Annotated in this window: 28 protein-coding genes; 17 read left to right on the forward strand and 11 right to left on the reverse strand. The window is 59.1% G+C overall.

Annotated elements, in window-relative coordinates; genetic code table 11:
• Positions 1 to 40: 40 nt before the first annotated feature.
• On the forward strand, positions 41 to 973 hold the full coding sequence (locus tag H8B20_RS01560) for a D-2-hydroxyacid dehydrogenase (protein WP_042561975.1): 933 nt from the start codon (positions 41 to 43) through the stop codon (positions 971 to 973).
• Between the two features lie 118 nt (positions 974 to 1,091).
• Positions 1,092 to 1,541, forward strand: coding sequence for a YcgN family cysteine cluster protein (locus tag H8B20_RS01565; protein WP_042558093.1), 450 nt, complete (start codon positions 1,092 to 1,094; stop codon positions 1,539 to 1,541).
• A gap of 164 nt (positions 1,542 to 1,705) precedes the next feature.
• On the opposite strand, the gene H8B20_RS01570 is transcribed toward H8B20_RS01565, so the two are convergent.
• The 4 genes from H8B20_RS01570 to H8B20_RS01585 form a co-directional block, all read right to left on the reverse strand.
• Positions 1,706 to 2,083 carry a YgaP family membrane protein gene (locus H8B20_RS01570; protein ID WP_210622172.1) on the reverse strand — a complete coding sequence of 126 codons (378 nt, stop codon included), beginning with the start codon at positions 2,081 to 2,083 and terminating at the stop codon, positions 1,706 to 1,708.
• A gap of 81 nt (positions 2,084 to 2,164) precedes the next feature.
• Positions 2,165 to 2,635, reverse strand: a complete 471-nt coding sequence (locus tag H8B20_RS01575; protein ID WP_007911337.1) for an RNA methyltransferase — start codon at positions 2,633 to 2,635, stop codon at positions 2,165 to 2,167.
• 133 nt (positions 2,636 to 2,768) lie between these two features.
• Positions 2,769 to 3,140, reverse strand: a complete 372-nt coding sequence (locus H8B20_RS01580) for a YajD family HNH nuclease (RefSeq protein WP_007911336.1) — start codon at positions 3,138 to 3,140, stop codon at positions 2,769 to 2,771.
• Between the two features lie 48 nt (positions 3,141 to 3,188).
• Entirely contained in the window at positions 3,189 to 3,875 is a 687-nt protein-coding gene (locus tag H8B20_RS01585; RefSeq protein WP_042558095.1) for a spermidine synthase, read from the reverse strand.
• A 79-nt stretch (positions 3,876 to 3,954) separates the two neighbouring features.
• Between H8B20_RS01585 and H8B20_RS01590 the strand changes: the two genes are divergently transcribed.
• A complete protein-coding gene (locus H8B20_RS01590; RefSeq protein ID WP_210622173.1) occupies positions 3,955 to 4,239 on the forward strand; it encodes a hypothetical protein in 285 nt (94 codons plus the stop codon).
• Here the strand turns inward: H8B20_RS01590 and H8B20_RS01595 are convergent.
• Together H8B20_RS01595 and H8B20_RS01600 are read right to left on the reverse strand one after the other, a co-directional pair.
• Complete coding sequence (locus tag H8B20_RS01595) at positions 4,236 to 4,709, reverse strand: cyclic nucleotide-binding domain-containing protein (protein WP_210622174.1); 474 nt, start codon at positions 4,707 to 4,709, stop codon at positions 4,236 to 4,238. The genes H8B20_RS01590 and H8B20_RS01595 overlap by 4 nt on opposite strands.
• A gap of 117 nt (positions 4,710 to 4,826) precedes the next feature.
• The gene (locus H8B20_RS01600; RefSeq protein ID WP_210622175.1) at positions 4,827 to 6,881 is read right to left on the reverse strand and encodes a S9 family peptidase; all 2,055 of its coding nucleotides are present in this window, start codon (positions 6,879 to 6,881) and stop codon (positions 4,827 to 4,829) included.
• A gap of 225 nt (positions 6,882 to 7,106) precedes the next feature.
• Between H8B20_RS01600 and H8B20_RS01605 the strand changes: the two genes are divergently transcribed.
• From H8B20_RS01605 to H8B20_RS01615, 3 genes are read left to right on the forward strand one after another with little or no spacing between them, the layout of a single operon-like run.
• Positions 7,107 to 7,604 (forward strand): MFS transporter, encoded by a 498-nt coding sequence (locus H8B20_RS01605; protein WP_210622176.1) that lies wholly within the window; start codon positions 7,107 to 7,109, stop codon positions 7,602 to 7,604.
• Positions 7,605 to 7,620: 16 nt separating this feature from the next.
• On the forward strand, positions 7,621 to 8,397 hold the full coding sequence (locus tag H8B20_RS01610; RefSeq protein ID WP_042558101.1) for a class II glutamine amidotransferase: 777 nt from the start codon (positions 7,621 to 7,623) through the stop codon (positions 8,395 to 8,397).
• A gap of 13 nt (positions 8,398 to 8,410) precedes the next feature.
• Positions 8,411 to 8,953: a DUF2937 family protein gene (locus tag H8B20_RS01615; protein ID WP_115147718.1), complete on the forward strand. Its 543-nt coding sequence runs from the start codon at positions 8,411 to 8,413 to the stop codon at positions 8,951 to 8,953.
• Positions 8,954 to 9,046: 93 nt separating this feature from the next.
• Here H8B20_RS01615 and H8B20_RS01620 read toward each other — a convergent pair whose 3' ends face one another.
• Positions 9,047 to 9,961, reverse strand: coding sequence for a LysR family transcriptional regulator (locus H8B20_RS01620; protein ID WP_042558103.1), 915 nt, complete (start codon positions 9,959 to 9,961; stop codon positions 9,047 to 9,049).
• Between the two features lie 159 nt (positions 9,962 to 10,120).
• On the opposite strand from H8B20_RS01620, the gene H8B20_RS01625 reads away from it, so the two are divergent.
• From H8B20_RS01625 to H8B20_RS01640, 4 genes are all read left to right on the forward strand, one after another.
• Positions 10,121 to 11,407 (forward strand): MFS transporter, encoded by a 1,287-nt coding sequence (locus H8B20_RS01625; RefSeq protein ID WP_042558104.1) that lies wholly within the window; start codon positions 10,121 to 10,123, stop codon positions 11,405 to 11,407.
• 76 nt (positions 11,408 to 11,483) lie between these two features.
• The gene (locus H8B20_RS01630; protein ID WP_210622177.1) at positions 11,484 to 12,236 is read left to right on the forward strand and encodes a 5-oxoprolinase subunit PxpA; all 753 of its coding nucleotides are present in this window, start codon (positions 11,484 to 11,486) and stop codon (positions 12,234 to 12,236) included.
• Positions 12,233 to 12,937, forward strand: coding sequence for a 5-oxoprolinase subunit PxpB (gene pxpB / locus H8B20_RS01635; RefSeq protein WP_210622178.1), 705 nt, complete (start codon positions 12,233 to 12,235; stop codon positions 12,935 to 12,937). Before H8B20_RS01630 ends, pxpB begins: the two co-directional genes overlap by 4 nt.
• Positions 12,934 to 13,857, forward strand: a complete 924-nt coding sequence (locus H8B20_RS01640) for a 5-oxoprolinase subunit C family protein (RefSeq protein WP_210622179.1) — start codon at positions 12,934 to 12,936, stop codon at positions 13,855 to 13,857. Before pxpB ends, H8B20_RS01640 begins: the two co-directional genes overlap by 4 nt.
• 118 nt (positions 13,858 to 13,975) lie before the next feature.
• Here the strand turns inward: H8B20_RS01640 and H8B20_RS01645 are convergent, their stop codons facing one another.
• Together H8B20_RS01645 and H8B20_RS01650 are read right to left on the reverse strand one after the other, a co-directional pair.
• Positions 13,976 to 15,154: a vWA domain-containing protein gene (locus tag H8B20_RS01645; RefSeq protein WP_042558108.1), complete on the reverse strand. Its 1,179-nt coding sequence runs from the start codon at positions 15,152 to 15,154 to the stop codon at positions 13,976 to 13,978.
• 12 nt (positions 15,155 to 15,166) lie between these two features.
• A complete protein-coding gene (locus H8B20_RS01650; RefSeq protein WP_042558109.1) occupies positions 15,167 to 16,012 on the reverse strand; it encodes an AAA family ATPase in 846 nt (281 codons plus the stop codon).
• A gap of 201 nt (positions 16,013 to 16,213) precedes the next feature.
• Between H8B20_RS01650 and H8B20_RS01655 the strand changes: the two genes are divergently transcribed.
• Positions 16,214 to 16,444, forward strand: a complete 231-nt coding sequence (locus H8B20_RS01655) for a DUF4160 domain-containing protein (RefSeq protein ID WP_210622180.1) — start codon at positions 16,214 to 16,216, stop codon at positions 16,442 to 16,444.
• Positions 16,432 to 16,929 (forward strand): helix-turn-helix domain-containing protein, encoded by a 498-nt coding sequence (locus H8B20_RS01660; RefSeq protein ID WP_210622513.1) that lies wholly within the window; start codon positions 16,432 to 16,434, stop codon positions 16,927 to 16,929. Before H8B20_RS01655 ends, H8B20_RS01660 begins: the two co-directional genes overlap by 13 nt.
• Here H8B20_RS01660 and H8B20_RS01665 read toward each other — a convergent pair.
• The gene (locus H8B20_RS01665; RefSeq protein WP_210622181.1) at positions 16,926 to 18,002 is read right to left on the reverse strand and encodes a DUF748 domain-containing protein; all 1,077 of its coding nucleotides are present in this window, start codon (positions 18,000 to 18,002) and stop codon (positions 16,926 to 16,928) included. The two genes, H8B20_RS01660 and H8B20_RS01665, sit on opposite strands and share 4 nt — an antisense overlap.
• Before the next feature lie 128 nt (positions 18,003 to 18,130).
• On the opposite strand from H8B20_RS01665, the gene cysK reads away from it, so the two are divergent.
• The 4 genes from cysK (at position 18,131) to H8B20_RS01685 (ending at position 21,828) form a co-directional block, all read left to right on the forward strand.
• Positions 18,131 to 19,105 carry a cysteine synthase A gene (gene cysK / locus H8B20_RS01670; protein ID WP_042558111.1) on the forward strand — a complete coding sequence of 325 codons (975 nt, stop codon included), beginning with the start codon at positions 18,131 to 18,133 and terminating at the stop codon, positions 19,103 to 19,105.
• Positions 19,106 to 19,354: 249 nt separating this feature from the next.
• Positions 19,355 to 20,293 (forward strand): aspartyl/asparaginyl beta-hydroxylase domain-containing protein, encoded by a 939-nt coding sequence (locus H8B20_RS01675; RefSeq protein ID WP_210622182.1) that lies wholly within the window; start codon positions 19,355 to 19,357, stop codon positions 20,291 to 20,293.
• Positions 20,294 to 20,700: 407 nt separating this feature from the next.
• Complete coding sequence (locus tag H8B20_RS01680) at positions 20,701 to 20,868, forward strand: hypothetical protein (protein WP_210622183.1); 168 nt, start codon at positions 20,701 to 20,703, stop codon at positions 20,866 to 20,868.
• A 96-nt stretch (positions 20,869 to 20,964) separates the two neighbouring features.
• Entirely contained in the window at positions 20,965 to 21,828 is an 864-nt protein-coding gene (locus H8B20_RS01685; RefSeq protein WP_210622184.1) for a DMT family transporter, read from the forward strand.
• A gap of 83 nt (positions 21,829 to 21,911) precedes the next feature.
• On the opposite strand, the gene H8B20_RS01690 is transcribed toward H8B20_RS01685, so the two are convergent.
• Positions 21,912 to 22,805: a DMT family transporter gene (locus H8B20_RS01690; RefSeq protein WP_210622185.1), complete on the reverse strand. Its 894-nt coding sequence runs from the start codon at positions 22,803 to 22,805 to the stop codon at positions 21,912 to 21,914.
• Between the two features lie 213 nt (positions 22,806 to 23,018).
• On the opposite strand from H8B20_RS01690, the gene aceK reads away from it, so the two are divergent.
• Positions 23,019 to 24,740, forward strand: coding sequence for a bifunctional isocitrate dehydrogenase kinase/phosphatase (gene aceK / locus H8B20_RS01695; RefSeq protein ID WP_210622186.1), 1,722 nt, complete (start codon positions 23,019 to 23,021; stop codon positions 24,738 to 24,740).
• Positions 24,741 to 24,743: the final 3 nt, after the last annotated feature.

The following is a 24,743-nucleotide window of genomic DNA, read 5'->3' on the forward strand; positions in this document are numbered from 1 at the left end:
AATGTTGTGGCCATCTGCACGATTTGCGAAAGGTTTGAAGATGCGCGTTCTGATTGCTGAACACGACCACGCGATATACGCCCGGCTGCTGCAACAGGCGGCGCCGGAGCTCGAAGTGCTGACCAGTGGCGACTCGGCTGAACTGGCTCAACTGGCTGCCGACTGCCCGGTGTGGCTGGGACAGCCGGATCTGCTCGCGACCTTGTTGCGCCAAGGGCATCAACCGCAATGGCTGCAATCGACCTGGGCTGGCATCACACCGCTGCTCGCCGACGGCCTCTGCCGGGATTATCGCTTGACCCGCGCGGTGGGGATTTTTGGTCAGGTGATGGCTGAATACGTGCTGACCTATATGCTCGGCCACGAACGTGAAGTGCTGGCACGGCTGGTCAGCCAGGTCGAGCGTAAATGGGACAACCGCACCGGTCAGAGTCTGGTCGGGCGCAAGGTGCTGATCGTCGGCACCGGCGACATCGGCCAGAGCGTGGCGCAGTTTCTGCTGCCGTTCGGCGTTGAGCTGTACGGCATCGCCAGCAGTGCCCGCGAGCAGGCGCCGTTTGTCGAGGTCGGCTCAATGGCGGATCTGCCGCGACTGGTGGGCGAAGTGGATTATGTGGTCAACCTGCTGCCCAATACCGAACACACCCACGATATCTACGACGCGGCGCTGTTCAAGCAATTCAAGCCGACCGGGTTGTTCATGAACGTCGGGCGGGGCGTGGCAGTGGTCGATGCGGATCTGGTAGAGGCCCTCAAGGAAGGTCATCTGGCGGGCGCGGTGATCGACGTCTGCCGTCAGGAGCCACTGCCGCAACGTCACCCTTTCTGGACGGCGTGGGGCTTGCTGCTCACCGGTCACAGCTCGGCACCGACGTCACCGGCGTTGATGGTGCAGTTGTTCGTCGACAACTTGAAGGCGTATCAGGCGGGTGAAGCATTGCGCGGGGAAGTGGATTTCAATCGCGGTTATTGATCGCGTTGCCACAGAAACTGACAAGTGCGGGGCAACCGGCAGTCGCCAGCGCTTGGCCCGCAGGGCCTTCGGCACTAGACTGGCGGCCTTTTCACAACCTGATGTTGATGCTTGAGCCATGGCCGCCAAAGTCGAACCGTTCTGGATACGCAAAACCCTCGATCAACTGGATCTGGAGGAATGGGAATCGCTGTGCGACGGCTGTGGCCTGTGCTGCCTGCAAAAACTCGAGGATGAGGAAGACAACAGCGTTTACTACACGCGTATCGCCTGCAAACTGCTGGACTTGAAAACCTGCCAGTGCAGCGACTACCCGAACCGCATCAAGTTTGTGCCGGACTGCATCCAGCTCACTCCCGGCCAGGCTGAAGAGTTCAAATGGCTGCCGCCGACTTGTGGTTATCGACTAGTGAGCGAAGGCAAGGATCTGCCGTTGTGGCATCACCTGGTGTGCGGCGACCGAGATGCGGTGCACCACGAAAGGATTTCCCAGTCCGGGCGCATGCTCGCCGAAGGCAGCGTGGCAGAGGATGACTGGGAAGATCATCTGATTTTCCGCGCGGGTTAACGGGCAAGGGTTTTCAATAACGCGTTGCTCCAGTCATACCGCCATCGCTGGCAAGCCAGCTCCCACAGGTTTATCTGAATGCCACAGATCCTGTGAACACTCCAAAACCCTGTGGGAGCTGGCTTGCCAGCGATGAGGCCGGGAGCCTCATCAACGACTCTGGATCAAACCCCGGCTTTCGGCGATTTCACCGAATCATTGCCAGTAATGGTCGCGGTGCTGGTCGCGGCCTCGGCATTGGCCTTCAGCTTGCTCAGTTCTTCACCGGCGCGCTCGATCTTGGCTCGCACGTTGTTCATGTCCTGACGGCTTCTCTCGAACAGGCTTTTCACCGAACTGTGCCCGGTAATGCCACGGGCCATGGCCACACCGCCAATCGCCACCTGAATCAACCCGAACACACCGCCACGGCGCAGGCCCTTGCCGACCATCACTACGCCGCCGGCCAGTGAGCCAATGCGCTCCCAACCCTGAACATTCTGGTCGGACGGGGACTGAAACGGGGTGGATTCGATACGCTCGACGCGTTTGAGCTCGGTCATGATCTTTCTCCAGGCAATGAATAATGGATAAACAAGCTGACTGCCAGAGCGGCCAGCTTGTTCCATCGGATGTGCGACGCTTCAGCGGAATTTTGGCCCGGAGCGGGTGTTCAGGCCCTTGGCCATGCGGTCGTAGAGCACAACGTTGACCGTCGCGGCGAGGTTCATGCAGCCGGTGGTCGGGATGTATACGACGTCTTCGCACCAGTCGCGGATCTCTTTATCAAGCGAGCCGTCTTCCGGGCCGAAGATGTACAGCGCGCGGTCCGGGTGGGTGTATTCCGGCAGCGGGCGGGCGCCTTCCACGAGTTCCACAGCGACCGGCACGCAGTTGAGCGGGAGGATCTTTTTCAGATCATCGATACCGATCAGCGGGATGTCGTAATGCACGCGCTTGGTGTCGGTGACGAAATCGGCGGCGCGTTCATAACGTTTGCCGGTATAGAACACCGACGCCACGCCGTAACAGCCTGCGGCGCGCATCACCGAACCGACGTTCTCCGGTGATTTTGGGTTGTACAAACCAATGCAGCTGTAACGTTTGTCTGCCACGAGCGGGGAGCCTTCGGGAAAAAGAGCGCGATTATACGGGGATTGGGGGAGGGCGGGCAGCTTCGATATCTGCCGTGTCTGATCCGGCCTTATCGCTGGCAAGCTAGCGATGGGGCCAGTGTGGGCATGAAGATCAGTCTTCTTTCTTCATCAGCCCGGCCAATGCAGCAAACGGATTGTGCGTCGCCTTGGCAATCTTCGGCGTGCTCAGCGAGCCTTCGCTGAAGTATTGCTGGTCGGTATAACGCGAGTGCTCGTTGTCATGGCAGTACAGGCACAGCAACTCCCAGTTCGAACCGTCCTGCGGGTTGTTGTCGTGGTTGTGGTCACGGTGGTGCACGGTCAGTTCGCTCAGGCGCTTGCCGGAAAACTCACGGGTGCAGCGGCCACACACGTGCGGGTACATCTTCAGGGCCTTGTCGCGGTAGCCCATTTCCTTGTCGCGCTGATTGTCGGCGAGGATGCGATCGAGCTTCGACGTGTTGGTGGGGGTGGACGAACTCATGGGTTCACCTTTGCAGAAGACTAAAGACGGTTATGTTCGCAGTTTAGCTCAGCCCTTGAGCTTCTCGGCAATCCAGATGGTGTGGCGCGTGCCTTTGTTGCCGTGGGCGAAGACCTGCACTTCTTCGGCCTTGAAACCGGCCTTCTTCAATTTGTCGGAAAACTGCCGATCGGCGCTGGCCGACCACACGGCGAGTACGCCTTTGGGGCGCAAGGCCTTGGCGCAGGCGTTCAGCCCGGCGGCGGAGTACAACCAGCTATTGGCCTTCTGGGTCAGGCCTTCAGGGCCGTTGTCGACGTCGAGCATGATCGCGTCGAAACCGTTCGGCTCGCTTTGCAGCACATTGGCAACGTCTTCCTGGCGGATCACCGTGCGCGGATCGAGCAGCGGGCGGCCGGACTTTTCGCCAAGCGGGCCACGGTTCCACTCGACCACGCCCGGGACCAGTTCAGCGACCACCACTTCGGCGGTTTTGCCCAGATGCTTGAGCGCAGAGGCGAGGGTGAAACCCATGCCCAGGCCACCGATCAGCACCCGCGAATCCGGACGTCCGGCGACCTTGCGGCAAGGGATCTCGGCCAAGGCATCTTCAGAGCCGTGCATGCGCGTGTTCATCAACTGCCCGCCGTCGCCGCCCTGGATCTTGATGACAAAATCCTCGCCATACTCGAACAGGCACAGGGCACCGCCGCTTTCAGGGATCGGGGTGGTGTCGAGCAGAACAAAACGTTTCATGGAAATCTCTACAAGGGGGAAGGCAAGCAGGCCCGTTGGGAGTAGCCTGAGCGCAGACTAAGGCCAAACGGAGCCCTTGATGAAGCGCACCATTCTAACGGTCATTGCCCTGGCCGCGCTCGCGATTACTACAGCGCAGGCACAGCAGGCCATTCCGGTCAGCCCGGCGCCGCAACCCGGCTCGCCCGGGACCGCAACGCCGACGCCATACCCACAGATCACACCGATCAACATTCCCAAATCGGGCGCCGGCAGTGGCAGCCCACCGCTGGTGCCGATCGAAATGCCCAGCCCGCCAAGCAAGGATCAACCGGTACCGGGCATCGAGCCGACCGGCACCAAGGCGAAAACCCCGGGCGGTTAAATCTGCTGCGCCGCCAGTTGGCCGTCAGCCATGCGCAGGCGTTTGGACAGCGAGACGGCGAGGGCGCGGATGATCTTGGCGGCGATCTTCGGTGCGTCGTTGAGCATTTTTTCCAGCGAATCCTTGCCCAGGTTCAGCAACTGACACTTGCTCGCCGCGATGCACGTCGCCGAGCGTCGCTCGCCATCGAGCACGGCCATTTCTCCGAATGCCCGACCGCTGCGCAGCGTGGCCATGGTAATGACCTGGCCGTCGGGCCCGGTTTTCTGCACGGCGACCTGGCCGGTGTGAAGAATGCACATGAAGCTGCCGGCATCGCCTTCGCGGAAAATCGCCTCGCCCTCAGCCACGGTGCTGATGCTGAAGTAGCCGGAGGCTGCGGCAAAATCCGCCGGCGCTAATTGATCGAACAGGCCGCAATCCATCAGCCAGTCGCGGATTTCATTGTTCAGTAAGGTTGGTTCTGACATGTCATTGCTGTCTTTTTGTTTTCTCGGTTTTCAGGCGCTATATGAACCCTACATTGGATTTGTGGGGTATCGGCCTCTTGGGTCTGCAATTAAGACCCAAGTGACCGACGGAGTTCCTCAGGCAAGCCCCAGAACCTTGGAAACAAATGCATATTCGAGCGCTACGTCACGTAATCCCTGATATCGCCCGCTCATTCCGCCATGCCCGGCGCCCAATTCGGTCTTGAGCAACAGTACGTTGTCGTCAGTCTTGTTCGCGCGCAGTTTCGCCACCCACTTGGCCGCTTCCCAGTACTGCACACGGCTGTCGTTGTAGCCGGCGATGACCAGCGTCGCGGGATAGTCCTGCGCGCTGACGTTTTCGTACGGCGCATAGGCCTTGATCCGCTCATAGACGTCCGGGTCTTCGGGATTGCCCCACTCGTCGTATTCGGTGACAGTCAGCGGCAGCTCCGGGTCGAGCATGGTGTTGAGTACGTCGACGAACGGCACTTCGGCAATCGCCACACCAAACAGATCCGGCCGCTGATTAAGCACCGCGCCAATCAGCAAACCGCCGGCGCTGCCACCGCTGATCGCCAGTTGTGGCGCAGTGGTGATGCCGTTGAGAATCAAAAACTCGGCGCAGGCGATGAAGTCGCTAAAGGTGTTGTGCTTGTGCTCCTGCTTGCCGGCGCGATACCAGGCTTCGCCCAGCTCACCGCCGCCGCGCACGTGGGCGATGGCGAAGGCCATGCCGCGATCGAGCAGGCTCAAACGGGCATGGGAGAACCACGGGTCGAGGCTCGAACCGTAAGCGCCGTACCCGTAGAGGTAGAGCGGCACCGGTTTGCCGACCATTTCACGCTTCATCACCAGACTGATCGGCACTTGCGTACCGTCCGGAGCGGTCGCCCACAGGCGCTGGCTGACGTAGGCGTCGGCGTCGAACGGGCCGAGCACCGGGGTTTCCTTGAGGACGGTTTGTTCGCCCGTCGCCAGAATCAGTTGGCGTACCTGAGCGGGGCGATTCAAGGCCTCGTAGCGCAGACGAATGCGATCGCTTTCAAATTCCAGACTGTTTTGCACGTAGAGGCTGTAGGCCGCGTCCGGCAATTGCACGCGATAAGGCGTCAGGCCATGTGGGTGAACTTCAATGATCGGCAGGCCACCTTCGCGCAGGCTCAGGGTCATCGCTTCGGTGTTGAGGGTCACGCCGTCGAGCATCACCGTATCGCTGTGCGCGATCAGGTTCTGCCAGTCGGCCTCGCTCGGTGCGACACCTGTATCCGGCGCTTGATACAGGGCGAAGTTGATGCCGTCGCGGTTGGTGCGGATGAACCACGTCCACGCGCCATCGAGCATGCCGTGATCGACATCGTATTCATGGTCTTCGACCCGAGGCGCCAGGCAAGTGAACGGCAGATGCGGCTGATTGGCGTCCAGCGCCCAGACTTCGCTGGTGGTCTTGCTGCCCAGCGACAGCAGCAATTGCTGCTCGGAGCTTGATCGGTAGCAGTGCAGGAAGAAGCGCCCGTCTGGTTCGTGGAACACTTCTTCGGCCGCGGTGCCGTCCAGGCGATAACGGAACAGTTTGTAAGGGCGATGAGTGTCGTCGAGGGCGCCGAAAAACAGCGTCAGGCTATCGTTTGCCCACGTCATGCTGCCATCGCAGTCTTCGAATTCCAGTTCGCTGACCTTGTCGTTGGACAGTTCCTTGACGAACAGGGTGTAAATTTCATCGCCCGAGGCATCGACGCTGTAGGCCAGACGCTGGTGATCAGGGCTGATGCTGAAAGCACCCAGCGAAAAGAAACCGCCATTGGCCAGCACGTTCGGGTCGAGCAGCAGCTGTTCGCGGCTTTCGTCGAGGGTCAGGCTGTCGTCCGCCGGGCGCGGGCAGCGGTAATGCCGAGCGTATTCATCGCCCGCCGTGGTGCGCGTGTAATAAAGGTACGGACCCCACGGCGAGGGCAGGGACAAATCGGTTTCCAGGATGCGGCCCTTGATCTCTTCGAACAGGGTTTCGCGCAGCTCGGCCTGGTCGGCGGTTTGCGCTTCCTGGTAGGCGTTTTCAGCCTTGAGGTAATCGAGCACCGCGTCGGTGTCGCGTTCCTGCAGCCAGGCATACGGGTCGGCACCGGCCGCCTTGCGGGCAATCGGGGCACTGATGACGTTGGCGGATTGGGGCATGGAAGGCTCTCGGACAATGTACGGAATCAGGGGTTTCGCCGCTCTGGAAATCACCGCAGCCTCTGTGGGAGCGAGCCTGCTCGCGAAAGCGGTGGGTCAGATAATGATGTTTCAACTGACCGTCCGCATTCGCGAGCAGGCTCGCTCTCACAGGTTGTGTGTCTATTGTGACAAGCCTGGCGGGCGAAAAGTCGTTACTATAAGCGCCTCTTTGCCTGCCTTGCCATGGACACCATGACCGAGAACGACTATCTGATCGCCTGGGGCCTCTACGGCTTTGCCGCTGTAGGCTGCCTGTTGGTATGGATGCGCCTGACCCGCTGGATGTGGCGCTGGTTGCGCGAGCCACTTCGTGTACTGATGGCAGTGTTGCTGTTCAGCCCGACTATCGTTGATCCGGTGAAGGAAATGGTCGCTCCGGCCATCGCCATCACTGCGCTGGATCTGGCGTTCAAGGTGGGCAACAACGCCTGGCGGGCGGTCTCCGATCTGTTCATGTACGGCATGATCGCCTTCGGCATCTACCTGATTTACGTGCTGATCCGCTTGCCGATCGAGCAGGCGTCCAGAGCTCGCCGCGAACAGGCTGAAGCTGCCAAAGCCGCCGCCCGCGCCGACGATCGTGACGATGATCAACCCTTCGGCGCCGCCGGAGACGACCGCTACGGTCGCCCGCCGGTACCGAACAATCCGCAGCGCATGCGGGTCGAGCCGCGTCTGTAATCCCGAGAGTCCGCACATGTGTGAATTACTGGGCATGAGTGCCAACGTGCCGACCGATATCGTCTTCAGCTTCACCGGGCTGATGCAGCGCGGCGGTCGCACCGGCCCGCACCGCGACGGGTGGGGCATTGCGTTCTATGAAGGCCGTGGCCTGCGGCTGTTCCAGGATCCGGCGGCGAGTTGCGAGTCGGAAGTCGCCAACCTGGTCCAGCGCTATCCGATCAAGAGTGAAGTGGTCATTGGCCACATCCGTCAGGCCAATGTCGGCAAGGTCTGCCTGTCCAACACCCACCCGTTCGTCCGCGAACTGTGGGGGCGTAACTGGTGCTTCGCGCACAACGGCCAACTCGCCGACTTCACCCCGATCAAAAGTTTCTACCGCCCGGTCGGCGATACCGACAGCGAAGCGGCGTTCTGCGATTTGCTCAACCGTGTGCGTGCAGCATTTCCCGAACCGGTCGATATAGAAGTGCTGCTGCCGGATCTGGTCGCCGCGTGCGCCGAATACCGCAGCAAAGGCGTGTTCAACTGCATGCTCAGCGACGGCGACTGGCTGTTCTGCTATTGCACGACCAAACTGGCACAGATCACCCGGCGCGCACCGTTCGGCCCGGCGCGGCTCAAGGATGTCGACGTGATCGTCGATTTTCAGGCCGAAACCACGCCAAACGATGTGGTGACGGTCATTGCGACCGAACCGTTGACCGAAAACGAAACCTGGACCCGCTACGAACCGGGCCAATGGAGCCTGTGGCGACGCGGCGAATGCGTAAGCCAGGGCAAGACCGAATAAGGATTTGCATCCCATGTTGCTCAGTTATCTACGGCTGGTGTTGTTTGCGGCGGGCCTGTTGATCGGTGTCCAGGTGCCAGGATTCATCAACGATTACGCGAAGCGGGTCGAGGCGCATCTGATCGAGGCGCAGACCGGTCTGCGCGGGTTTCAGGGCACTGCCGAGCAGTTCTTCAAGGGCGACATTCAGGCGCTGGTCGCGCATTACCGCGCCAGTGAAGACCCTGTGTTTCGCAGCGACGCCGACAGCCTGAGCACCATGCTCAACCGTCAGATTGCACTGGATAAGCAATTCCAGGCGATGCAGGGCCCTTGGTACATCCGCTTCCTGCAAGTGGTGCTGGCCGCCGATCCGGATATTCGCAAGGAAACCTGGAATGGCTACAGCTACCAGATTCTGCTGACGCCTGAAGCCATGATCTGGGGCATGAGCGGGGCGTTGTTGCTGTCGTTCGGCATCGAATGCCTGTTCCGGCTGATCGACTGGGTCGTGCTGGGCGGCAGGCGCCTGCGCCAGAGCCGGCCGATCGAAGACCGCGACGTGCGCGGCCTCTAAGGCACTGGATCAAAAGATCGCAGTCTGCGACAGCTCCTACATGGGGATGTGCATTTCCCTGTAGGAGCTGCCGAAGGCTGCGATCTTTTGCTTCTAAATATTCAGCTTGATGTAACCCGTGCCCACCTTGCGCGCATACCCCGCCAACACCTGCTGACACAACGTCACGATCTCCTCGACCCACTCGACCCCCACCCGCCACGACACCACCACCTGCAACGCCGGCGGTGTTTTATCGATGCCGAGCAAAGTCAATTCGCCGCGCGCCAGTTCCTCGGCTACCAGCACCGGTGGCAGCGCACCAATGCCAAACCCGTCACGCAGTAACCGGGTAATCGCCGACACCGAATTCACACAGTTCAAGCGCGGCGCCAACACGCCGCTGGCCTGCATCAGCGCCAGAATGTCTTGATGCGGTCGCGAGTTTTTCGAGTAGGTGATGATCCGCTCCTGTGCCAGTTCGGCGAGATCGGCGTACTCGCGGTTGTAGATCGAATTGCTGGCGACGATCCAGCCCAGCGGATGGCTGGCCAGTTCCAGGCTGCGCACGCTTTCATGGCGCACCAGGTCGGTTTGCAGGATGAGATCGAGAAAGCCTTTTTGCAGCTGATCGCAGAGATTGAGCGACGTATCCGCCACCAGCTCGATTTCAACTCGTGGATACAGCTCGGTCATCTGCGCCACCAACGGGCTCAGCCAGGTGTGAATCACCGTGTCCATGACACCGATACGCACACGGCCGACTTTGCTCGAACGGGTCTCGATCGATTGCTTCAATGCCTGCATGGTGTCGAGCATCTGCTCGGCATAGTCCAGCACTTTCAAGCCTTCGGGCGTCAGGCTCACGCCACGCGAATCACGCAAAAACAGCTTCACACCGAGTTCGCCTTCAAGCACCGCGATGCGGCTGGAAATCGACGCCTGGGTGGTGAACAGCTTGTCGGCGGTCAGACGAAAACTCTTCAGCCGGGCGACCCAGACAAAGGTCTCGAGAAACTTCAGGTTCATGGGCAAGGCTCGGGTGACAAATTTTTCTTATGCCTAAGGCGGGTTTTTATTCGTTGGACGCAGCAGGGCTACGGGACGAAAAATCGGCGCATCCGGTTCCCACGATAGGCGTCGTCGGGGCTGCGAACAAGACCAATAAAAAACCTGCGGAGATTTGCCATGAGTGCTCCCGACACTATCGATCTACCCAAGCCATCGGCGCGTCCGGGGCCGTTCGACTGGTATCGCAACATCAACCAACAGGAGCGCCGCACGTTCTGGAGCTGCAAGATCGGCTACGGTCTGGACGGCATGGACACACAGATGCTCAGTTTCGTCGTACCGACCCTGATCGCGATGTGGGGCATCACGACCGGCGAAGCGGGACTGATTCACACCAGCACCTTGATCGCCTCGGCCATTGGTGGTTGGGTCGCCGGCATTCTCTCCGACCGCATCGGTCGCGTGCGTACGCTGCAATTGACCGTGCTGTGGTTTGCCTTCTTCACCTTCCTGTGCGGCTTCGCGCAAAACTACGAACAACTGCTGATCGCTCGCACCCTGATGGGCTTCGGTTTCGGCGGTGAATGGACCGCAGGCGCAGTGCTGATCGGCGAGGTGATCCGCGCCAAAGATCGCGGCAAAGCCGTCGGCATGGTGCAATCCGGTTGGGCGCTGGGCTGGGGCCTGACCGCGATACTGTATGCGCTGCTGTTTTCGGTATTGCCACCGGAAGACGCCTGGCGGGCGCTGTTCATCCTCGGCATTGTCCCGGCGATTTTCGTGATTTTCGTGCGGCGCCTGGTCAAAGACCCGGAGATTTATCGCGAGGCCAAGGCTGCGCAAACTCCGGAAAATCAGGCGAAGTTCTACGAGATATTCGCTCCCGGCATGCTCTTCACCACAATCCGTGCGTCGTTGCTGACCACCGGTGCGCTGGGCGGCTACTACGCGATCACCTCCTGGCTGCCGACCTTCCTGAAAAACGAGCGTGGCTTGAGTGTGCTCGGCACGGGCGGTTATCTGGCAATGGTCATCGTCGGCTCGTATGTCGGCTATGTGATCAGCGCCTATCTGACCGACCTGTTGGGTCGCAAGAAGAACTTCATTCTCTTCGCCGTCGGTTCGTTCACCATCGTTCTGCTGTACACGCAATTGCCAGTGAGCAACGGTGTGATGCTGTGGCTGGGCTTTCCTCTGGGGTTCTTTGCTTCGGGGATTTTCAGCGGCATGGGCGCGTTTCTCACTGAGCTGTTCCCCACGCGAATTCGTGGTTCAGGCCAAGGTTTCTGCTACAACATCGGCCGGGCACTGGCGGCGCTGTTTCCGCTGTTTATCGGTCTGCTCAGCCAGAAAGTGCCATTGAGCGTGGGCATTGGTGCCTTTGCCGCGGTGTCGTACGGCGTGGTGATTCTCGCGGCGTTGAGCCTGCCGGAGACTCGCGGCAAGCAACTGGATGCGCAGTAACTGATAACCTGCGGGGCATTGCCCAACGGGCTTTGTCCTACGGATAGAAAGACAAGACGCTACAGGAGTGTTTACCGTGAGCCGCCTGTTATTGAACTGCGACATTGGCGAGAGCTTCGGCAGCTGGACCATGGGTCTGGATGACGAGGTGATGCCCTTCATCGATTGCGCCAACGTGGCCTGCGGTTTCCATGCCGGCGATCCGAGCATCATGCGTAAAACAGTCAGCCGTGCGCTCAGCCACGGCGTGCAGATTGGCGCGCACCCTGCGTATCAGGATCTGGTCGGATTCGGTCGCCGCTCCATGGCCTATTCCGCGCAAGAGTTGCAAGACATCCTGCATTACCAGATTGGCGCCCTCGACGGCATCTGCCGAGCCCAGGGCGCGCGGGTCAGTTACGTCAAACCCCATGGCGCGATGTACAACGACATGATGGCCAACCCTGCGCAGTTGCGCGCAGTGATTCAGGCCGTTGCCGTCTACGACCGCGCGTTGCCGCTAATGCTCATGGCAACCCGCGACAATGCGGCGGCGCAGCAGCTCGGTGACGAGTACGGCGTGACCCTGTGGTTCGAAGCCTTCGCCGACCGCGCCTACGACAGCGCCGGCCGACTGGTCTCGCGGCATCAGCCGGGCGCTGTGCATCACGACCCGCAAAAAATCATCGAGCAAGCCTTGATCATCGCTCGTGGTGACGCGCTCACTGCCAGCGATGGCAGTGCATTGCATTTGCAGGTCAACACCCTGTGCGTGCACGGCGACAACGCCAGTTCGGTGGCTGCCGTGCAGCGCATCCGTGAGGCTCTGAATCAGCAGAGCGCGCCATGAATCCACGGATTGAAGTGGTGGCGCTGGATTGCCTGATGCTGCGCCTGTTCGATGAAATCGCCGAAGCCAACATGCCGTGGATGCTCGCGGCCAGCGTGCGGTTGCGTGAGGTGTTCGGCGCGCAGCTGATTGACCTGGTGCCGTCCTACACCACATTGATGGTGCATTACGATTTGACGTCATTGAGTCCGAAGCAGGCGCGAGAATTGATCGCTGAGGCATTGATCAATCTGTCGCCAGATGCGCGAACCGTCGGCCAGTGCCACGTGTTGCCGGTCTGGTACGACCTGAGTGTCGGCCCCGAGCTGAGCTTGCTCGCCGAGCGCAGCGGTCTGGCCGTGGAGGAGGTGATTCGTCGCCACAGTGCCAGGGAATATCAGGTGTTCGCCCTCGGTTTTGCGCCGGGTTTTGCTTTCATGGGGCTGGTCGAAGAAGTTCTGGCAGCGCCGCGTCTGAATACCCCGCGCAAGAAAGTTGCCGCTGGCAGCGTCGGTATTGCCGAGCGGCAAACTGCCGCTTATCCCGTCGTATCGCCCGGTGGCTGGAACCTGATCGGTCGCACCCCGACGAAGCTATTTGATCGCAATCGTGACGGCTACAGCCTGATGCAGCCCGGTGACACGGTGCGGTTCGAAGCGGTCAGTCATGCCGAGTTCATCAACCTGGGCGGTGATGACACGCCGCTGGAGGCGCTGACATGAGCCGACTGATGATTGAAACCAGCACACCGCTGTGCCTGTTGCAGGACGCCGGGCGCTTTGGTGTGCGACATCTGGGCGTGACTCAGGGCGGCGCGGCGGATTGGTGTTCGATGGGTTGGGCCAACTGGTTGCTGGGTAATGGACTGGATGTGCCGGTCATCGAAATCACCTTGGGCGGGTTTGCGGTGGTGGCCGAAGAGGACTGCATGCTGGCGCTGGCCGGGGCTGATCTTGGTGCGCTGATCGACGGCCAGGCGTTGGCGCCATGGCGCAGTTTCAAATTGAGCAAAGGGCAGACATTGCAGTTTACCCAGCCATTGCTCGGCGCCCGGGCTTATCTGGCGGCGCCCGGTGGCTTCGACGCGCCAAAGGTATTGGGCAGCAGTGCAACGGTGGTGCGCGAAGAGCTTGGCGGGCTTGATGGCATGGGCTTGCCCTTGGCCAAGGGCTCGACGCTGAGCTATCACGGCGAAGCCGCTCAACTGCGCGAAGTAACGCATCAGCAGCAACCGGACCTGCGCTCGAATGAGCCGCTGGATCTGGTGCTCGGTGCGCAAATCGGTCAGTTCAGCGGGCAGAGTCTGTTTGACGTGTTCAATAGCGCCTGGACGCTCGACAGTCGCGCCGATCGCATGGGTATTCGCCTGTTAGGCAAGGCGTTGCAATATCAAGGGTTGCCGATGATTTCCGAGGGCATTCCGCTAGGCGCGGTGCAGGTGCCGCCGGACGGGCAGCCGATTGTGTTGCTCAATGATCGGCAGACCATTGGTGGCTATCCGCGCCTGGGGGCGTTGACGCCGTTGGCGGTGGCGAGATTGGCGCAGCGCCTGCCTGGGGCGCAGGTGCGGTTGAGGCCGGTGGTGCAGGAAGTTGCGCACCGCGAACATGTCGAGTATTTGCAGCGCTTTCTGGATAGCTAAAAGCTTCGCGAGCAGGCTCGCTCCCACAGTGTTCTGGGTAGTACACAAACTTTATGTGCACCTCTAATCACTGTGGGAGCGAGCCTGCTCGCGAAGGGGCCACCACTGACAACACAGATTATTTGGAAAGAAACCGCATCCCTTCTTCCAGACCGCGAAGGGTCAGCGGATACATCTGGTCCTCGATCAGATCCCTGACGATATTGGTCGACGAGGTATACCCCCACGTATCTTTCGGATACGGGTTGATCCAGATGAGCTTCTTGTACTTCGCCATAAACCGCTGCATCCACACATATCCGGGCTCTTCGTTCCAGTGCTCGACGCTGCCGCCGGCCTGCGTGATTTCATAAGGCGCCATGGCGGCGTCACCGATGAAGATCACTTTGTAGTCGGCTCCGTACTTGTGCAGCAGGTCTTGGGTTGAAGTGCGCTCGGAAGTACGGCGCATGTTGTTTTTCCACACCGACTCGTACACGAAGTTGTGGAAGTAGAAATACTCCAGATGCTTGAACTCGGTCTTGCAGGCCGAGAACAGTTCCTCGCAGATCTTCACATGCGCATCCATCGAGCCGCCGATGTCGAACAGCAGCAACAGCTTTACCGTGTTGCGGCGTTCCGGACGCATCTGGATGTTCAGCAGACCGGCATCCTTGGCTGTGTGGTCGATGGTGCCGTCGATATCCAACTCTTCCGCGGCGCCCTGGCGGGCGAATTTACGCAGGCGACGCAGGGCAACCTTGATGTTGCGCGTGCCCAGCTCCACCGAGTCGTCGAGGTTTTTGTATTCGCGTTGATCCCAGACTTTCACCGCTTTGCCTTGGCGCTTGCCGGCATCGCCGACCCGAATGCCTTCCGGGTTGAACCCGCCGGAGCCGAACGGACTGGTGCCGCCAGTGCCGATCCATTTATTGCCGCCGGCGTGACGTTCCTTCTGTTCTTCCAGGCGCTTTTTGAATTCTTCGATCAACTTGTCCAGGCCACCCAGGGACTGGATTTGCGCACGTTCCTCGTCGCTCAGCGAACGCTCGAACTCCTTGCGCAGCCAGTCTTCGGGAATCAGCGCCTGCAGGTGATCGTCGAGCTTTTCCAGGCCATTGAAGTAAGCGCCGAACGCACGGTCGAACTTGTCGAAATGCCGTTCGTCCTTCACCAGAATCGCCCGCGACAAGTAGTAAAACTCGTCCATGTCGGCGAACGTGACGCGCTGTTTCAGCGCGTTGATCAGGTCGAGCAGCTCGCGCACCGATACCGGCACTTTGGCTGCACGCATTTCGTTGAACAGGTTGAGCAACATGGCATCAGCCTCTTAGCGGGTGCCGCGACGGCTCATGAACGCCAGGCGCTCAAGCAGTTGCACGTCCTGTTCGTTCTTGACCAGCGCGCCTGCCAGCGGCGGGATGGCTTTGGTCGGATCGCGTTCACGCAGCACTGCTTCGCCGATGTTGTCGGCCATCAGCAGCTTCAGCCAGTCGACCAGTTCCGAAGTCGATGGCTTCTTCTTCAGGCCCGGCACCTTGCGCACGTCGAAGAACACGTCCAGCGCTTCGCTGACCAGGTCCTTCTTGATGTCCGGGTAATGCACATCGACGATTTTCTGCAGGGTGGTGCGGTCGGGAAAGGCGATGTAGTGGAAGAAGCAGCGACGCAGGAAGGCGTCCGGCAACTCTTTCTCGTTGTTGGAGGTAATGATGATGATCGGGCGCTTCTTGGCCTTGATCGTCTCGTCGATCTCGTAAACGTAGAACTCCATCTTGTCTAGTTCTTGCAGCAGGTCGTTCGGGAACTCGATGTCGGCCTTGTCGATTTCGTCGATCAGCAGAATCACCCGCTCTTCGGATTCGAAGGCTTCCCAAAGCTTGCCTTTCTTCAAGTAGTTGCGCACATCGTGGACTTTTTCCGTGCCCAGCTGCGAGTCGCGCAGACGGCTGACCGCATCGTACTCGTACAGACCCTGGTGGGCCTTGGTGGTGGACTTGATGTGCCAGGTGATCAACTTGGCGTTGAACGATTCGGCCAGTTGCTCGGCGAGCATGGTCTTGCCGGTACCGGGCTCGCCCTTGACCAACAGCGGCCGCTCCAGGGTGATGGCGGCGTTGACTGCCAGCTTCAGGTCATCGGTGGCAACGTAGGCCTGGGTGCCTTCGAACTTCATCTGCTAATCCTCGAACGGTAACGCCGACCTGAACGGGCAGGGCGGGGGCGAAATAATCGGATGCCCGACTATAACGCGCAGCCCGGTCGACTGTGAACGCAGACGGCTTATTCAGTCTCTGAATGGGGCGTCACATGTTGACTCAGTCTCGGCCGAAGGCCAGTATTCGGGTATCGCCGATTTGGCGATAGGCTTGGCGGCATGTCTACCAAATACAGATTTCGCGATAAATACAGAATTCAGCTGCGCGAGAAGGATCACCCTCCGCCCCATGTCCACCTGACCGGTGGCGGAGTGGATGTGATGCTTAGCCTGGAAACCGTCGAGGTCATGATGGGCAAGGCGCCGCCGCTGATCATCAAAGAAGCACAAGCGTGGGTCTTGATCCATCAGGTGCAATTGCTGGAGGACTGGAAACGATGTTACCCATGAAGCGGCCTCGATTGTCAGTGGTGCAGGCACTGCCCGCTTACCACTTGGCGCTGACCTTTATAGATGGTCAACAACTGATGCTTGATCTGAGCAATGATTTGCATACTTTTCCGGGCCTGCAGCCCTTGCTTGTTTTAGAAGTGTTTTCGACCGCCATGCTGGCCGATGACGGTTGGTGCGTTGAGTGGCTGGAGCCGGATATCCAGATCGGCGCAGATACGTTGTATCTGGACGCCCTGGCGCAAAATGCTGCTGACGATAACACTCGAATTTTCATCAGCTGGCGTGCGCGTACCGGATTATCGTTGAATCAGGCTGCCGAGGCGCTGGGTGTCAGCGCCCGCAGCATCAGTCGCTACAGCAATGGACGGGAAGCTGTGCCACGCGCTCTGGCGCTTGCCTGTCTCGGTTGGGATTCATTGCAGCGAGGGTCAACGCTTGCGGCGGAGAAATCCGGCCGATATATCGTCAACAGTAAGCCCTAACCCTCATCCGGCTTCGGCCGCTCATAGCGCGCATTGAACGCCTGGACAAATCCGTTGCGCAAAATCTGCAAAAACGCTTCGAACGCGTTGATATTTTGCTGATGAACATTGCCACTCAGTTCTACGCGAGTGGCGAACTGGTTTTTGACCTGGTTCTTCAACACGGTTTCCGTACCGCCGACCAGTGCTTCCCAGACCGAGCGAAACAGACCTTTGTTCTTGTTCTCGACGTCTTGTTGCCAGTCGAACACATCGACGTCGCGCAGCAGAGGTTTGATGTAACCGGTGACTTTGGCTTTTTCGGCTTTTGCTTCAATCACCACGTCGCCATGGCCGGCGTTGAAATCGAACTTGCCATAGGCGGAAGCGAAATCATTCATGCGCTTGAGCTCGATGTCTTTTGCGCGAAGTCGAAACTCGAAGTCTTCGAAGTTGCTCAGCGGATCGAAGGTCGCCGTGGTTTCCAGAGGAGCATGGCCGAGCAACAAGGCTTTGCCCTCGAAACGCGCATCTCGTTTGCCTTCGGTGTCGACCACGTTGGTCAGGTTGTAGATGCTGGCATCGACGTTGGTTGCATTCATGTTCACGGGCGGTTTGGAGTTGAAGTTGCGGAACGTGATTTTCCCGTCGCTGATGCGCACTTCGTTAAGGGTAATCGGCAGGAGTTTGCCCAGTTGCTCGCGCCAGTCAGTACCTTGACCGGTCTGGGAGTTCTGCTTGTTGGCGCCGCCGTCGACAAAGTTGATCTCGGGATCGAAGAATTGCACTTCGCCCACCACCGCATGGTCGTACCACAACGAGTGCCAGCTCACCGCCAGATCAATCACGGGCGCATTGACGAACGGCACGGGTACCTTGCCGTCGACTTTGACGATTTTCAGGCCGTTGATTTTGTAAGCGCCGCGCCACAGCGCCAGGTCAACATCGGTCACCTGGCCACGGTAATCACCCATGTCCGCCAGTTTGTCATTCAGATAGTCGCGCACCAGGTAGGGCAGGGCGATGTGCAAGGCGACCAGTAACACAATGACGGTGGCGAAGGCCCATAACGGCCAGCTGTAACGACGCTTCATGGTGACGATTCCCGAACGATATAAAGCGATTGACTGCGGACGTCGACAGACGTTCGACCCGACTGGACTGTGATGGGCAACAGGCATACCTTGGAGCGCTAAATTCAATGCTGCATAAGGACCCAGCCATGAGCCGTATCTTTGCTGACAATGCCCATTCCATTGGCAATACGCCGTTGGTGCAGATCAACCGCATCGCGCCACGCGGTGTGACCATCCTGGCCAAGATCGAGGGGCGCAACCCCGGTTATTCGGTCAAGTGCCGGATCGGCGCCAACATGATCTGGGACGCCGAAAGCAGCGGCAAACTCAAGCCGGGCATGACCATCGTCGAACCGACGTCGGGCAACACCGGCATTGGCCTGGCCTTCGTGGCTGCCGCCCGTGGTTACAAGTTGATGCTGACCATGCCGGCGTCAATGAGTATCGAGCGGCGCAAGGTTCTGAAGGCGCTGGGCGCCGAACTGGTGTTGACCGAACCGGCCAAAGGCATGAAAGGCGCGATCGAAAAGGCGTCGGAGATTGTTGCCAGCGATGCCGACAAATACTTCATGCCGGCGCAGTTCGATAATCCGGCCAACCCGGCCATCCATGAAAAAACCACCGGCCCGGAAATCTGGAACGACACCGATGGCGCCGTTGACGTGCTGGTGGCTGGCGTAGGTACCGGCGGAACCATTACCGGCGTTTCGCGGTATATCAAGAATACCCAGGGCAAACCGATCACTTCGGTGGCGGTGGAACCTGTGGCCTCGCCGGTGATTACCCAGGCGCTGGCCGGTGAAGAGATCAAGCCGAGCCCGCACAAGATTCAGGGCATTGGTGCCGGTTTTGTGCCGAAGAACCTGGATTTGTCGATGGTTGACCGCGTCGAGTTGGTGACCGACGAAGAGTCGAAGGCCATGGCGCTGCGTTTGATGCAGGAAGAAGGCATCTTGTGCGGCATCTCTTGCGGCGCAGCGATGGCCGTGGCGGTTCGCTTGGCGGAGACGCCGGAAATGCAGGGCAAGACGATCGTTGTGATCCTGCCGGACTCGGGTGAGCGTTATCTGTCGAGCATGCTGTTCAGCGATCTGTTCACCGAACAGGAGAATCAGCAGTAACCAGGCAAGTAAAAGATCGCCCGGTGACGGGCGATCTTTTGATCCTGTTTGTGACCTTGATCGCGCAAGGGTGATTTGGATCAGCCAAGGTTCAGGACCCTTATGTTAATAAATGCTTTGTTACGCAATCCTTAACACTGAATTTTAGGTTGAACGGGTTTTGCCTCAGGCCGGTAGTGTTTATCATGGCCGGCTGCCATGCCGGGTAAAGGGCATTGTGCAGCGTTGTTTTTATTCAAGGAGTCGTTGATGACCTATTCGTTAGCCGCCAAGGTGTCGGTGCTGCTGCTGTTTGTCGGCAGCATCCTCTATGTGCATCTGCGCGGTAAGGCGCGCCTGCCGGTGCTGCGCCAGTTCGTCAACCACTCGGCACTGTTCGCGCCTTACAACGCCTTGATGTACCTGTTCTCCGGCGTACCCTCCAAGCCGTATCTGGATCGCAGCAAGTTTCCGGAACTGGATGTACTGCGCGACAACTGGGAAACCATCCGCGACGAAGCCATGCACCTGTTCGATGAGGGGTATATCCGCGCGGCCGAAAAGAACAACGATGCCGGGTTTGGCTCGTTTTTCAAGAAGGGCTGGAAGCGTTTCTACCTCAAGTGGTACGACAAACCGCTGCCATCGGCCGAGACCCTGTGCCCGAAAACCGTGGCGTTGGTCAGTGGCATTCCCAACGTCAAAGGTGCGATGTTTGCGTTGCTGCCCGGCGGCAGTCACCTCAATCCGCACCGCGATCCGTTTGCTGGCTCCTTGCGTTATCACTTGGGCTTGTCGACGCCCAATTCCGATGATTGCCGGATCTTCGTCGACGGCCAGGTCTACGCGTGGCGCGACGGTGAAGACGTGATGTTCGATGAGACCTATGTGCACTGGGTCAAGAACGAAACCGACAAGACCCGCGTCATCCTGTTCTGCGACGTCGAACGTCCACTGAGCAACCGCCTGATGACCCGCATCAACCGCTTCATAAGCGGCTGGCTCGGCCGCGCCACCGCACCGCAGAACCTTGACGATGAACGCGTCGGCGGGATCAACCAGGCCTATGCCTGGAGCAAGAACTTCAGTGACCGGTTCAGCGGCGTGGTCAAACAGTGGAAACGCCGTAATCCTAAGGCTTACCGGGTGATGCGTCCGGTGCTGGCGGTGGTTGTGCTGACGTTGTTGGGGTACTGGTTGTTTGGTTGAGGCTGGACTACAGAAATAAAAAAACCGCTCCTTGTGAGCGGTTTTTTATGCCTGTGAAAAATTTACAGGCGGCCAGCGGCGAGTAAGGTTGGTTCTTCGGTTTCAGTGCCTGTTACAAGTAGTTGGAGGGCTGGTGGTCAGTGCTACTTCACCTTCCCCGGGCTTTCTGCCTTTGGTAGCGATTTTTCCGCGTGAAGGCTTCTTCGTCGATTTGCTCATTTTGCCTCCTGCGCTGAACGATGGCTTGCGTCGATGGGCTTAGCCGGCCTCGAAAGCCGATTCTCCTGACCCCCGTCTGTCGCTGCTGGCGCTTTGGCCAAATCATTGCAATCCATGTCCTGCGCTGGTTATAGTCAGCCCTCGTGAGCCATACGACTCATACCTCTATCCCAAGAAGATCAGCCCAAATGCCTGCATCCCTCATCAACGCGGTAGTCGATTCAGCGGTCAACGCTGGCGTCGTGCCGTGCGGGAATCAGGAGCCAAAGCAGATCAGTCATTACCCTCCACCTGTCAGTAGCACGCCGGTGCGCGCAGTTGCGCCGCCACCGCCGGGCGTTGGTGTTTCGGGCTGATCGGCATTTGTTGCTGACCCCTGCGCCCGCCTGCAAAAACCTACTGAATTTCAGCTTCGGCTGATTTGGCTATTTGCCTGACTACAGGTGGTATTCATGTTTGTCCTTTCGAAAAAGTCCGCGCTTGCGGCGCTGTCCACGTGCCTGTTCGTTCTGCTGTGGAGCAGCGGGGCGATCTTCTCCAAATGGGGGCTGGCCCACGCGTCACCCTTTGCCTTCCTGTTCATTCGCTTTGCCATCGCCCTGTGCGGGTTGGTGCTGCTGATTCCATTGCTGAAACTGAAACTGCCCAAGGGCGGCAGGTCGATGCTGTTTGCGATCGCCACGGGCGTGGTGTTGTTGGGGGCTTATCAGATTTTCTATCTGCTGGCCCTTAACACCCAAATCACCCCGGGTGTAATGGCGACCATCATGGGCGTGCAGCCGATTCTGACGGTGGTATTAATGGAGCGGCAGCGCTCGGCGAGCCGGCTGTTCGGGCTGGCGCTTGGCTTGGCGGGCCTGATCATGGTGGTTTACCAGGGCATCGGTCTGGCCGGCATGTCGTGGGCGGGGATGCTGTTTGGTCTGCTGGCGTTGGGGAGCATGACGCTGGGGTCGATCATGCAGAAGCGCATCACCGAAAATCCCCTCGGCACGCTGCCGGTGCAGTACCTGGCCGGGCTGTTGTTGTGCGGGATCTTTGTACCGTTCCAGCCGTTTCATTTCGAACACAGCGCGGGTTTCATCGTGCCGGTGTTGTGGATGGGACTGGTGGTGTCGGTACTGGCGACGCTACTGCTGTATCGCCTGATCGCCAGGGGGAATCTGGTGAATGTCACCAGTCTGTTCTATCTGGTGCCAGCAGTGACGGCGGTGATGGACTACCTGATTTTCGATAATCGCCTGGCGGCATTGAGCGTGCTGGGGATGCTGTTGATCATTGTCGGATTGGCTTTCGTGTTCCGCAAAACCCAATGACGCGACCCCTGTAGGCGCTGCCGCAGGCTGCGATCTTTTGATCCTGATCTTTAAAGTCAAAAGTTCGCAGCCAGCGATGGCACCTACAGTTTTTTCACCACCGTCGGCTTCAACACCAGCCACAACGCCAACGCAATCAACACCCCGCCGTAGACGTGAGCCATCGACAACGGCTCATCCAGCAACAGCGCCCCCCACAACACCCCGAACGGCGGAATCATGAAGGTCACGGTCATCGATTTGACCGGGCCAATGGAGCTGAGCAGGCGGAAGTAAATAATGTAGGCGAACGCTGTGCAGCCCAAGCCCAAACCGAGCAGCGACAGCCACACATTCCAGCCGCCCCAGCTCGCCGGCGGTTGAGTTACCACGCTGTAACCGAACAGCGGCAGCAGGAACAGTGTCGCGCCGAGCATGCTACCCACGGCTGACAGACGACTGTCCAACCCGCCGGCCTGATCCAGCCAGCGACGTGCAAGGAATCCGGCAAAACCGTAACAAGTGGTCGCGAGCAGGCAGGCGAGGGCGCCCAGCAGCAATTGCATATCGAAGGCCACGGGACCGGCGCGCGTCAGCACGCCCACACCGAACAATCCAAGGAACACACCCGCCAGTTTGGCCGAGGTGAGTTTCTCGCTGAAGAACAACCCTCCGATCAACACACCCATCAATGGCGTGGTGGCGTTGAAGATCGCCGAGTAACCGGCCGGCAGCACTTGAGCCGCGACCGAATACAGCGTCGCCGGTATCCCCGAGTTGATCACGCCGAGCAGCATCAGGGTTTTCAGCTTGCCCTTGAAATCCCAGCTGATGCGCATCAGTCCGAGGATCACCAGCAGACCGACGGCAGCGATCGATACCCGAAAAAACGCCGTCGGAATGGTGCCGATCACTGGCGCAATAATGCGCATGAACAGAAAACTCGCACCCCAGATGGCAGCCAGCGACAACATACGGAAAATATCGACAGGGCTCACGGCGGGCTCCTTGCTTGATCGGGACGAGAGTGTTGCCGAGCCTCCTGACGATGGCAACCGCTAATCGGGCATTTAAATGTCCCCGGCAGGAATGCCTGGCAAAAAATGCCACGCCGTACGTCTGCGCTTCGGTTTTGGCAGAAATTGCACTTCTCCTCATGCCGGTTCCGTGGCTAAGCTCAGGCATCACGAATGCACGCAGAGGTTTCATCTATGCCGCAGCAATGGCCCGCCACCGACATCGCCCGCATGATCCTCGATGGCTTTGATGATTACCGCGAGCATTTCCGCCGCATCACCGATGGCGCCCGGGAGCGATTCGAGCAGGCGCGCTGGCAGGAGACGCAAACCGCGTCGGCGGCGCGAATCAACCTGTATGAGGAAAAAGTCGGCGAAACCATCGCCCGACTGCGCGAATACTTCGACGACGAAGCGCTGATGAATGTCAGTTGCTGGCCGCTGGTGAAAAGCGCCTACATCAGCGTCATCGACCTGCGCTTCGACGATGAACTGTCGGAGACCTGGTACAACTCGATTTTCTGCGGGCTGTTCAGCCATGATCTGATCAGCGACGGCTGCATGTTCATTCACACCACCCGCCCGAGCCTGCGCCGAGCGCGGGCTGCGCAAACCCGCACGTACAAGCCGCAAGGGCAATTGTCGGGGATGCTCGCGAGCATTTTTGCCGACTACCGTTTCAGCGAGGATTACGCCGATTTGCCCGGCGACCTGCGCCGCCTCGAAGCGCAGTTGCGTGAAAATCTCCCGGACTGGGTGTGCAAAGACCCGGAACTGAGCGTTGAGCTGTTTTCCTCGGTGTTGTACCGCAACAAGGGCGCGTATCTGGTCGGGCGCATTTACACCCGCGATGAGCAATGGCCCCTGGTGATTCCGCTGCTGCACCGCGAAGGGCGCGGGATTCAGATCGATGCGCTGATCACCGACGAAGCCGATGTGTCGATCATCTTCTCTTTCACCCGTTCGTATTTCATGGTCGATGTGCCGGTGCCGGCTGAGTTCATCGGTTTTCTGCGGCGGATTTTGCCGGGCAAACACATCGCCGAGTTGTATACCTCGATTGGCTTTTACAAGCACGGCAAGTCCGAGTTCTATCGGGCGCTGATCAATCACCTGGCCAACACCGATGACCAGTTCATCATGGCGCCGGGCGTGCGTGGCATGGTCATGAGCGTGTTTACCCTGCCGGGCTTCAACACCGTGTTCAAGATCATCAAGGACCGGTTTTCACCGTCGAAAAACGTCGACCGTGCCACGGTCATCGAGAAGTATCGACTGGTGAAAAGCGTCGACCGGGTAGGCCGCATGGCCGATACCCAGGAATTTGCCGATTTCCGTTTTCCGCTGAGCAAATTCGAGCCAGCGTGCCTCGAGGAATTATTGGAGGTCGCGCCGTCCACGGTGTCGGTCGAAGGCGACACGGTGCTGATCCGCCACTGCTGGACGGAACGGCGGATGACCCCGCTCAACCTTTATCTGGAAAACGCCAACGATGCGCAGGTGCATGAAGCGCTGGAAGATTACGGGCTCGCGATCAAGCAACTGGCGGCGGCGAACATCTTTCCCGGCGACATGTTGTTGAAGAACTTCGGCGTCACCCGTCACGGGCGAGTGGTGTTTTATGACTATGACGAGATCTGTTTCCTGACCGAAGCCAACTTCCGCCACATCCCGCAACCGCGCACACCCGAGGATGAAATGGCGTCGGAGCCGTGGTATTCGATCGGGCCGCTGGATGTGTTTCCCGAGGAGTTTCCGCCGTTTCTGTTTGCTGATTCGGGGCAACGCAAGTTGTTCGATCAGTTGCATGGCGAGTTGTATAACGCCGATTACTGGAAAAGCCTGCAGGAAGCGATTCGCGCCGGCAAAGTGATTGATGTGTTTCCGTATCGGCGTAAAGGCCTCGATAACGAATAACTC

The sequence above is a fragment of the Pseudomonas sp. P42 genome (genome assembly GCF_017973755.1).
Classification (GTDB): Bacteria; Pseudomonadota; Gammaproteobacteria; order Pseudomonadales; family Pseudomonadaceae; genus Aquipseudomonas; species Aquipseudomonas iridis.

Excerpts from the sequence above, each read along its gene's own strand:
- H8B20_RS01560 (WP_042561975.1), top strand. The coding sequence starts at position 41 with ATGCGCGTTCTGATTGCTGAACACGACCACGCGATATACGCCCGGCTG.
- H8B20_RS01565 (WP_042558093.1), top strand. The coding sequence starts at position 1,092 with ATGGCCGCCAAAGTCGAACCGTTCTGGATACGCAAAACCCTCGATCAA.
- H8B20_RS01570 (WP_210622172.1), bottom strand. The coding sequence starts at position 2,083 with ATGACCGAGCTCAAACGCGTCGAGCGTATCGAATCCACCCCGTTTCAG.
- H8B20_RS01580 (WP_007911336.1), bottom strand. The coding sequence starts at position 3,140 with ATGAGTTCGTCCACCCCCACCAACACGTCGAAGCTCGATCGCATCCTC.
- H8B20_RS01585 (WP_042558095.1), bottom strand. The coding sequence starts at position 3,875 with ATGAAACGTTTTGTTCTGCTCGACACCACCCCGATCCCTGAAAGCGGC.
- H8B20_RS01590 (WP_210622173.1), top strand. The coding sequence starts at position 3,955 with ATGAAGCGCACCATTCTAACGGTCATTGCCCTGGCCGCGCTCGCGATT.
- H8B20_RS01595 (WP_210622174.1), bottom strand. The coding sequence starts at position 4,709 with ATGTCAGAACCAACCTTACTGAACAATGAAATCCGCGACTGGCTGATG.
- H8B20_RS01600 (WP_210622175.1), bottom strand. The coding sequence starts at position 6,881 with ATGCCCCAATCCGCCAACGTCATCAGTGCCCCGATTGCCCGCAAGGCG.
- H8B20_RS01605 (WP_210622176.1), top strand. The coding sequence starts at position 7,107 with ATGGACACCATGACCGAGAACGACTATCTGATCGCCTGGGGCCTCTAC.
- H8B20_RS01610 (WP_042558101.1), top strand. The coding sequence starts at position 7,621 with ATGTGTGAATTACTGGGCATGAGTGCCAACGTGCCGACCGATATCGTC.
- H8B20_RS01615 (WP_115147718.1), top strand. The coding sequence starts at position 8,411 with ATGTTGCTCAGTTATCTACGGCTGGTGTTGTTTGCGGCGGGCCTGTTG.
- H8B20_RS01620 (WP_042558103.1), bottom strand. The coding sequence starts at position 9,961 with ATGAACCTGAAGTTTCTCGAGACCTTTGTCTGGGTCGCCCGGCTGAAG.
- H8B20_RS01625 (WP_042558104.1), top strand. The coding sequence starts at position 10,121 with ATGAGTGCTCCCGACACTATCGATCTACCCAAGCCATCGGCGCGTCCG.
- pxpB (WP_210622178.1), top strand. The coding sequence starts at position 12,233 with ATGAATCCACGGATTGAAGTGGTGGCGCTGGATTGCCTGATGCTGCGC.
- H8B20_RS01640 (WP_210622179.1), top strand. The coding sequence starts at position 12,934 with ATGAGCCGACTGATGATTGAAACCAGCACACCGCTGTGCCTGTTGCAG.
- H8B20_RS01645 (WP_042558108.1), bottom strand. The coding sequence starts at position 15,154 with ATGTTGCTCAACCTGTTCAACGAAATGCGTGCAGCCAAAGTGCCGGTA.
- H8B20_RS01650 (WP_042558109.1), bottom strand. The coding sequence starts at position 16,012 with ATGAAGTTCGAAGGCACCCAGGCCTACGTTGCCACCGATGACCTGAAG.
- H8B20_RS01655 (WP_210622180.1), top strand. The coding sequence starts at position 16,214 with ATGTCTACCAAATACAGATTTCGCGATAAATACAGAATTCAGCTGCGC.
- H8B20_RS01660 (WP_210622513.1), top strand. The coding sequence starts at position 16,432 with ATGTTACCCATGAAGCGGCCTCGATTGTCAGTGGTGCAGGCACTGCCC.
- H8B20_RS01665 (WP_210622181.1), bottom strand. The coding sequence starts at position 18,002 with ATGAAGCGTCGTTACAGCTGGCCGTTATGGGCCTTCGCCACCGTCATT.
- cysK (WP_042558111.1), top strand. The coding sequence starts at position 18,131 with ATGAGCCGTATCTTTGCTGACAATGCCCATTCCATTGGCAATACGCCG.
- H8B20_RS01675 (WP_210622182.1), top strand. The coding sequence starts at position 19,355 with ATGACCTATTCGTTAGCCGCCAAGGTGTCGGTGCTGCTGCTGTTTGTC.
- H8B20_RS01680 (WP_210622183.1), top strand. The coding sequence starts at position 20,701 with ATGCCTGCATCCCTCATCAACGCGGTAGTCGATTCAGCGGTCAACGCT.
- H8B20_RS01685 (WP_210622184.1), top strand. The coding sequence starts at position 20,965 with ATGTTTGTCCTTTCGAAAAAGTCCGCGCTTGCGGCGCTGTCCACGTGC.
- aceK (WP_210622186.1), top strand. The coding sequence starts at position 23,019 with ATGCCGCAGCAATGGCCCGCCACCGACATCGCCCGCATGATCCTCGAT.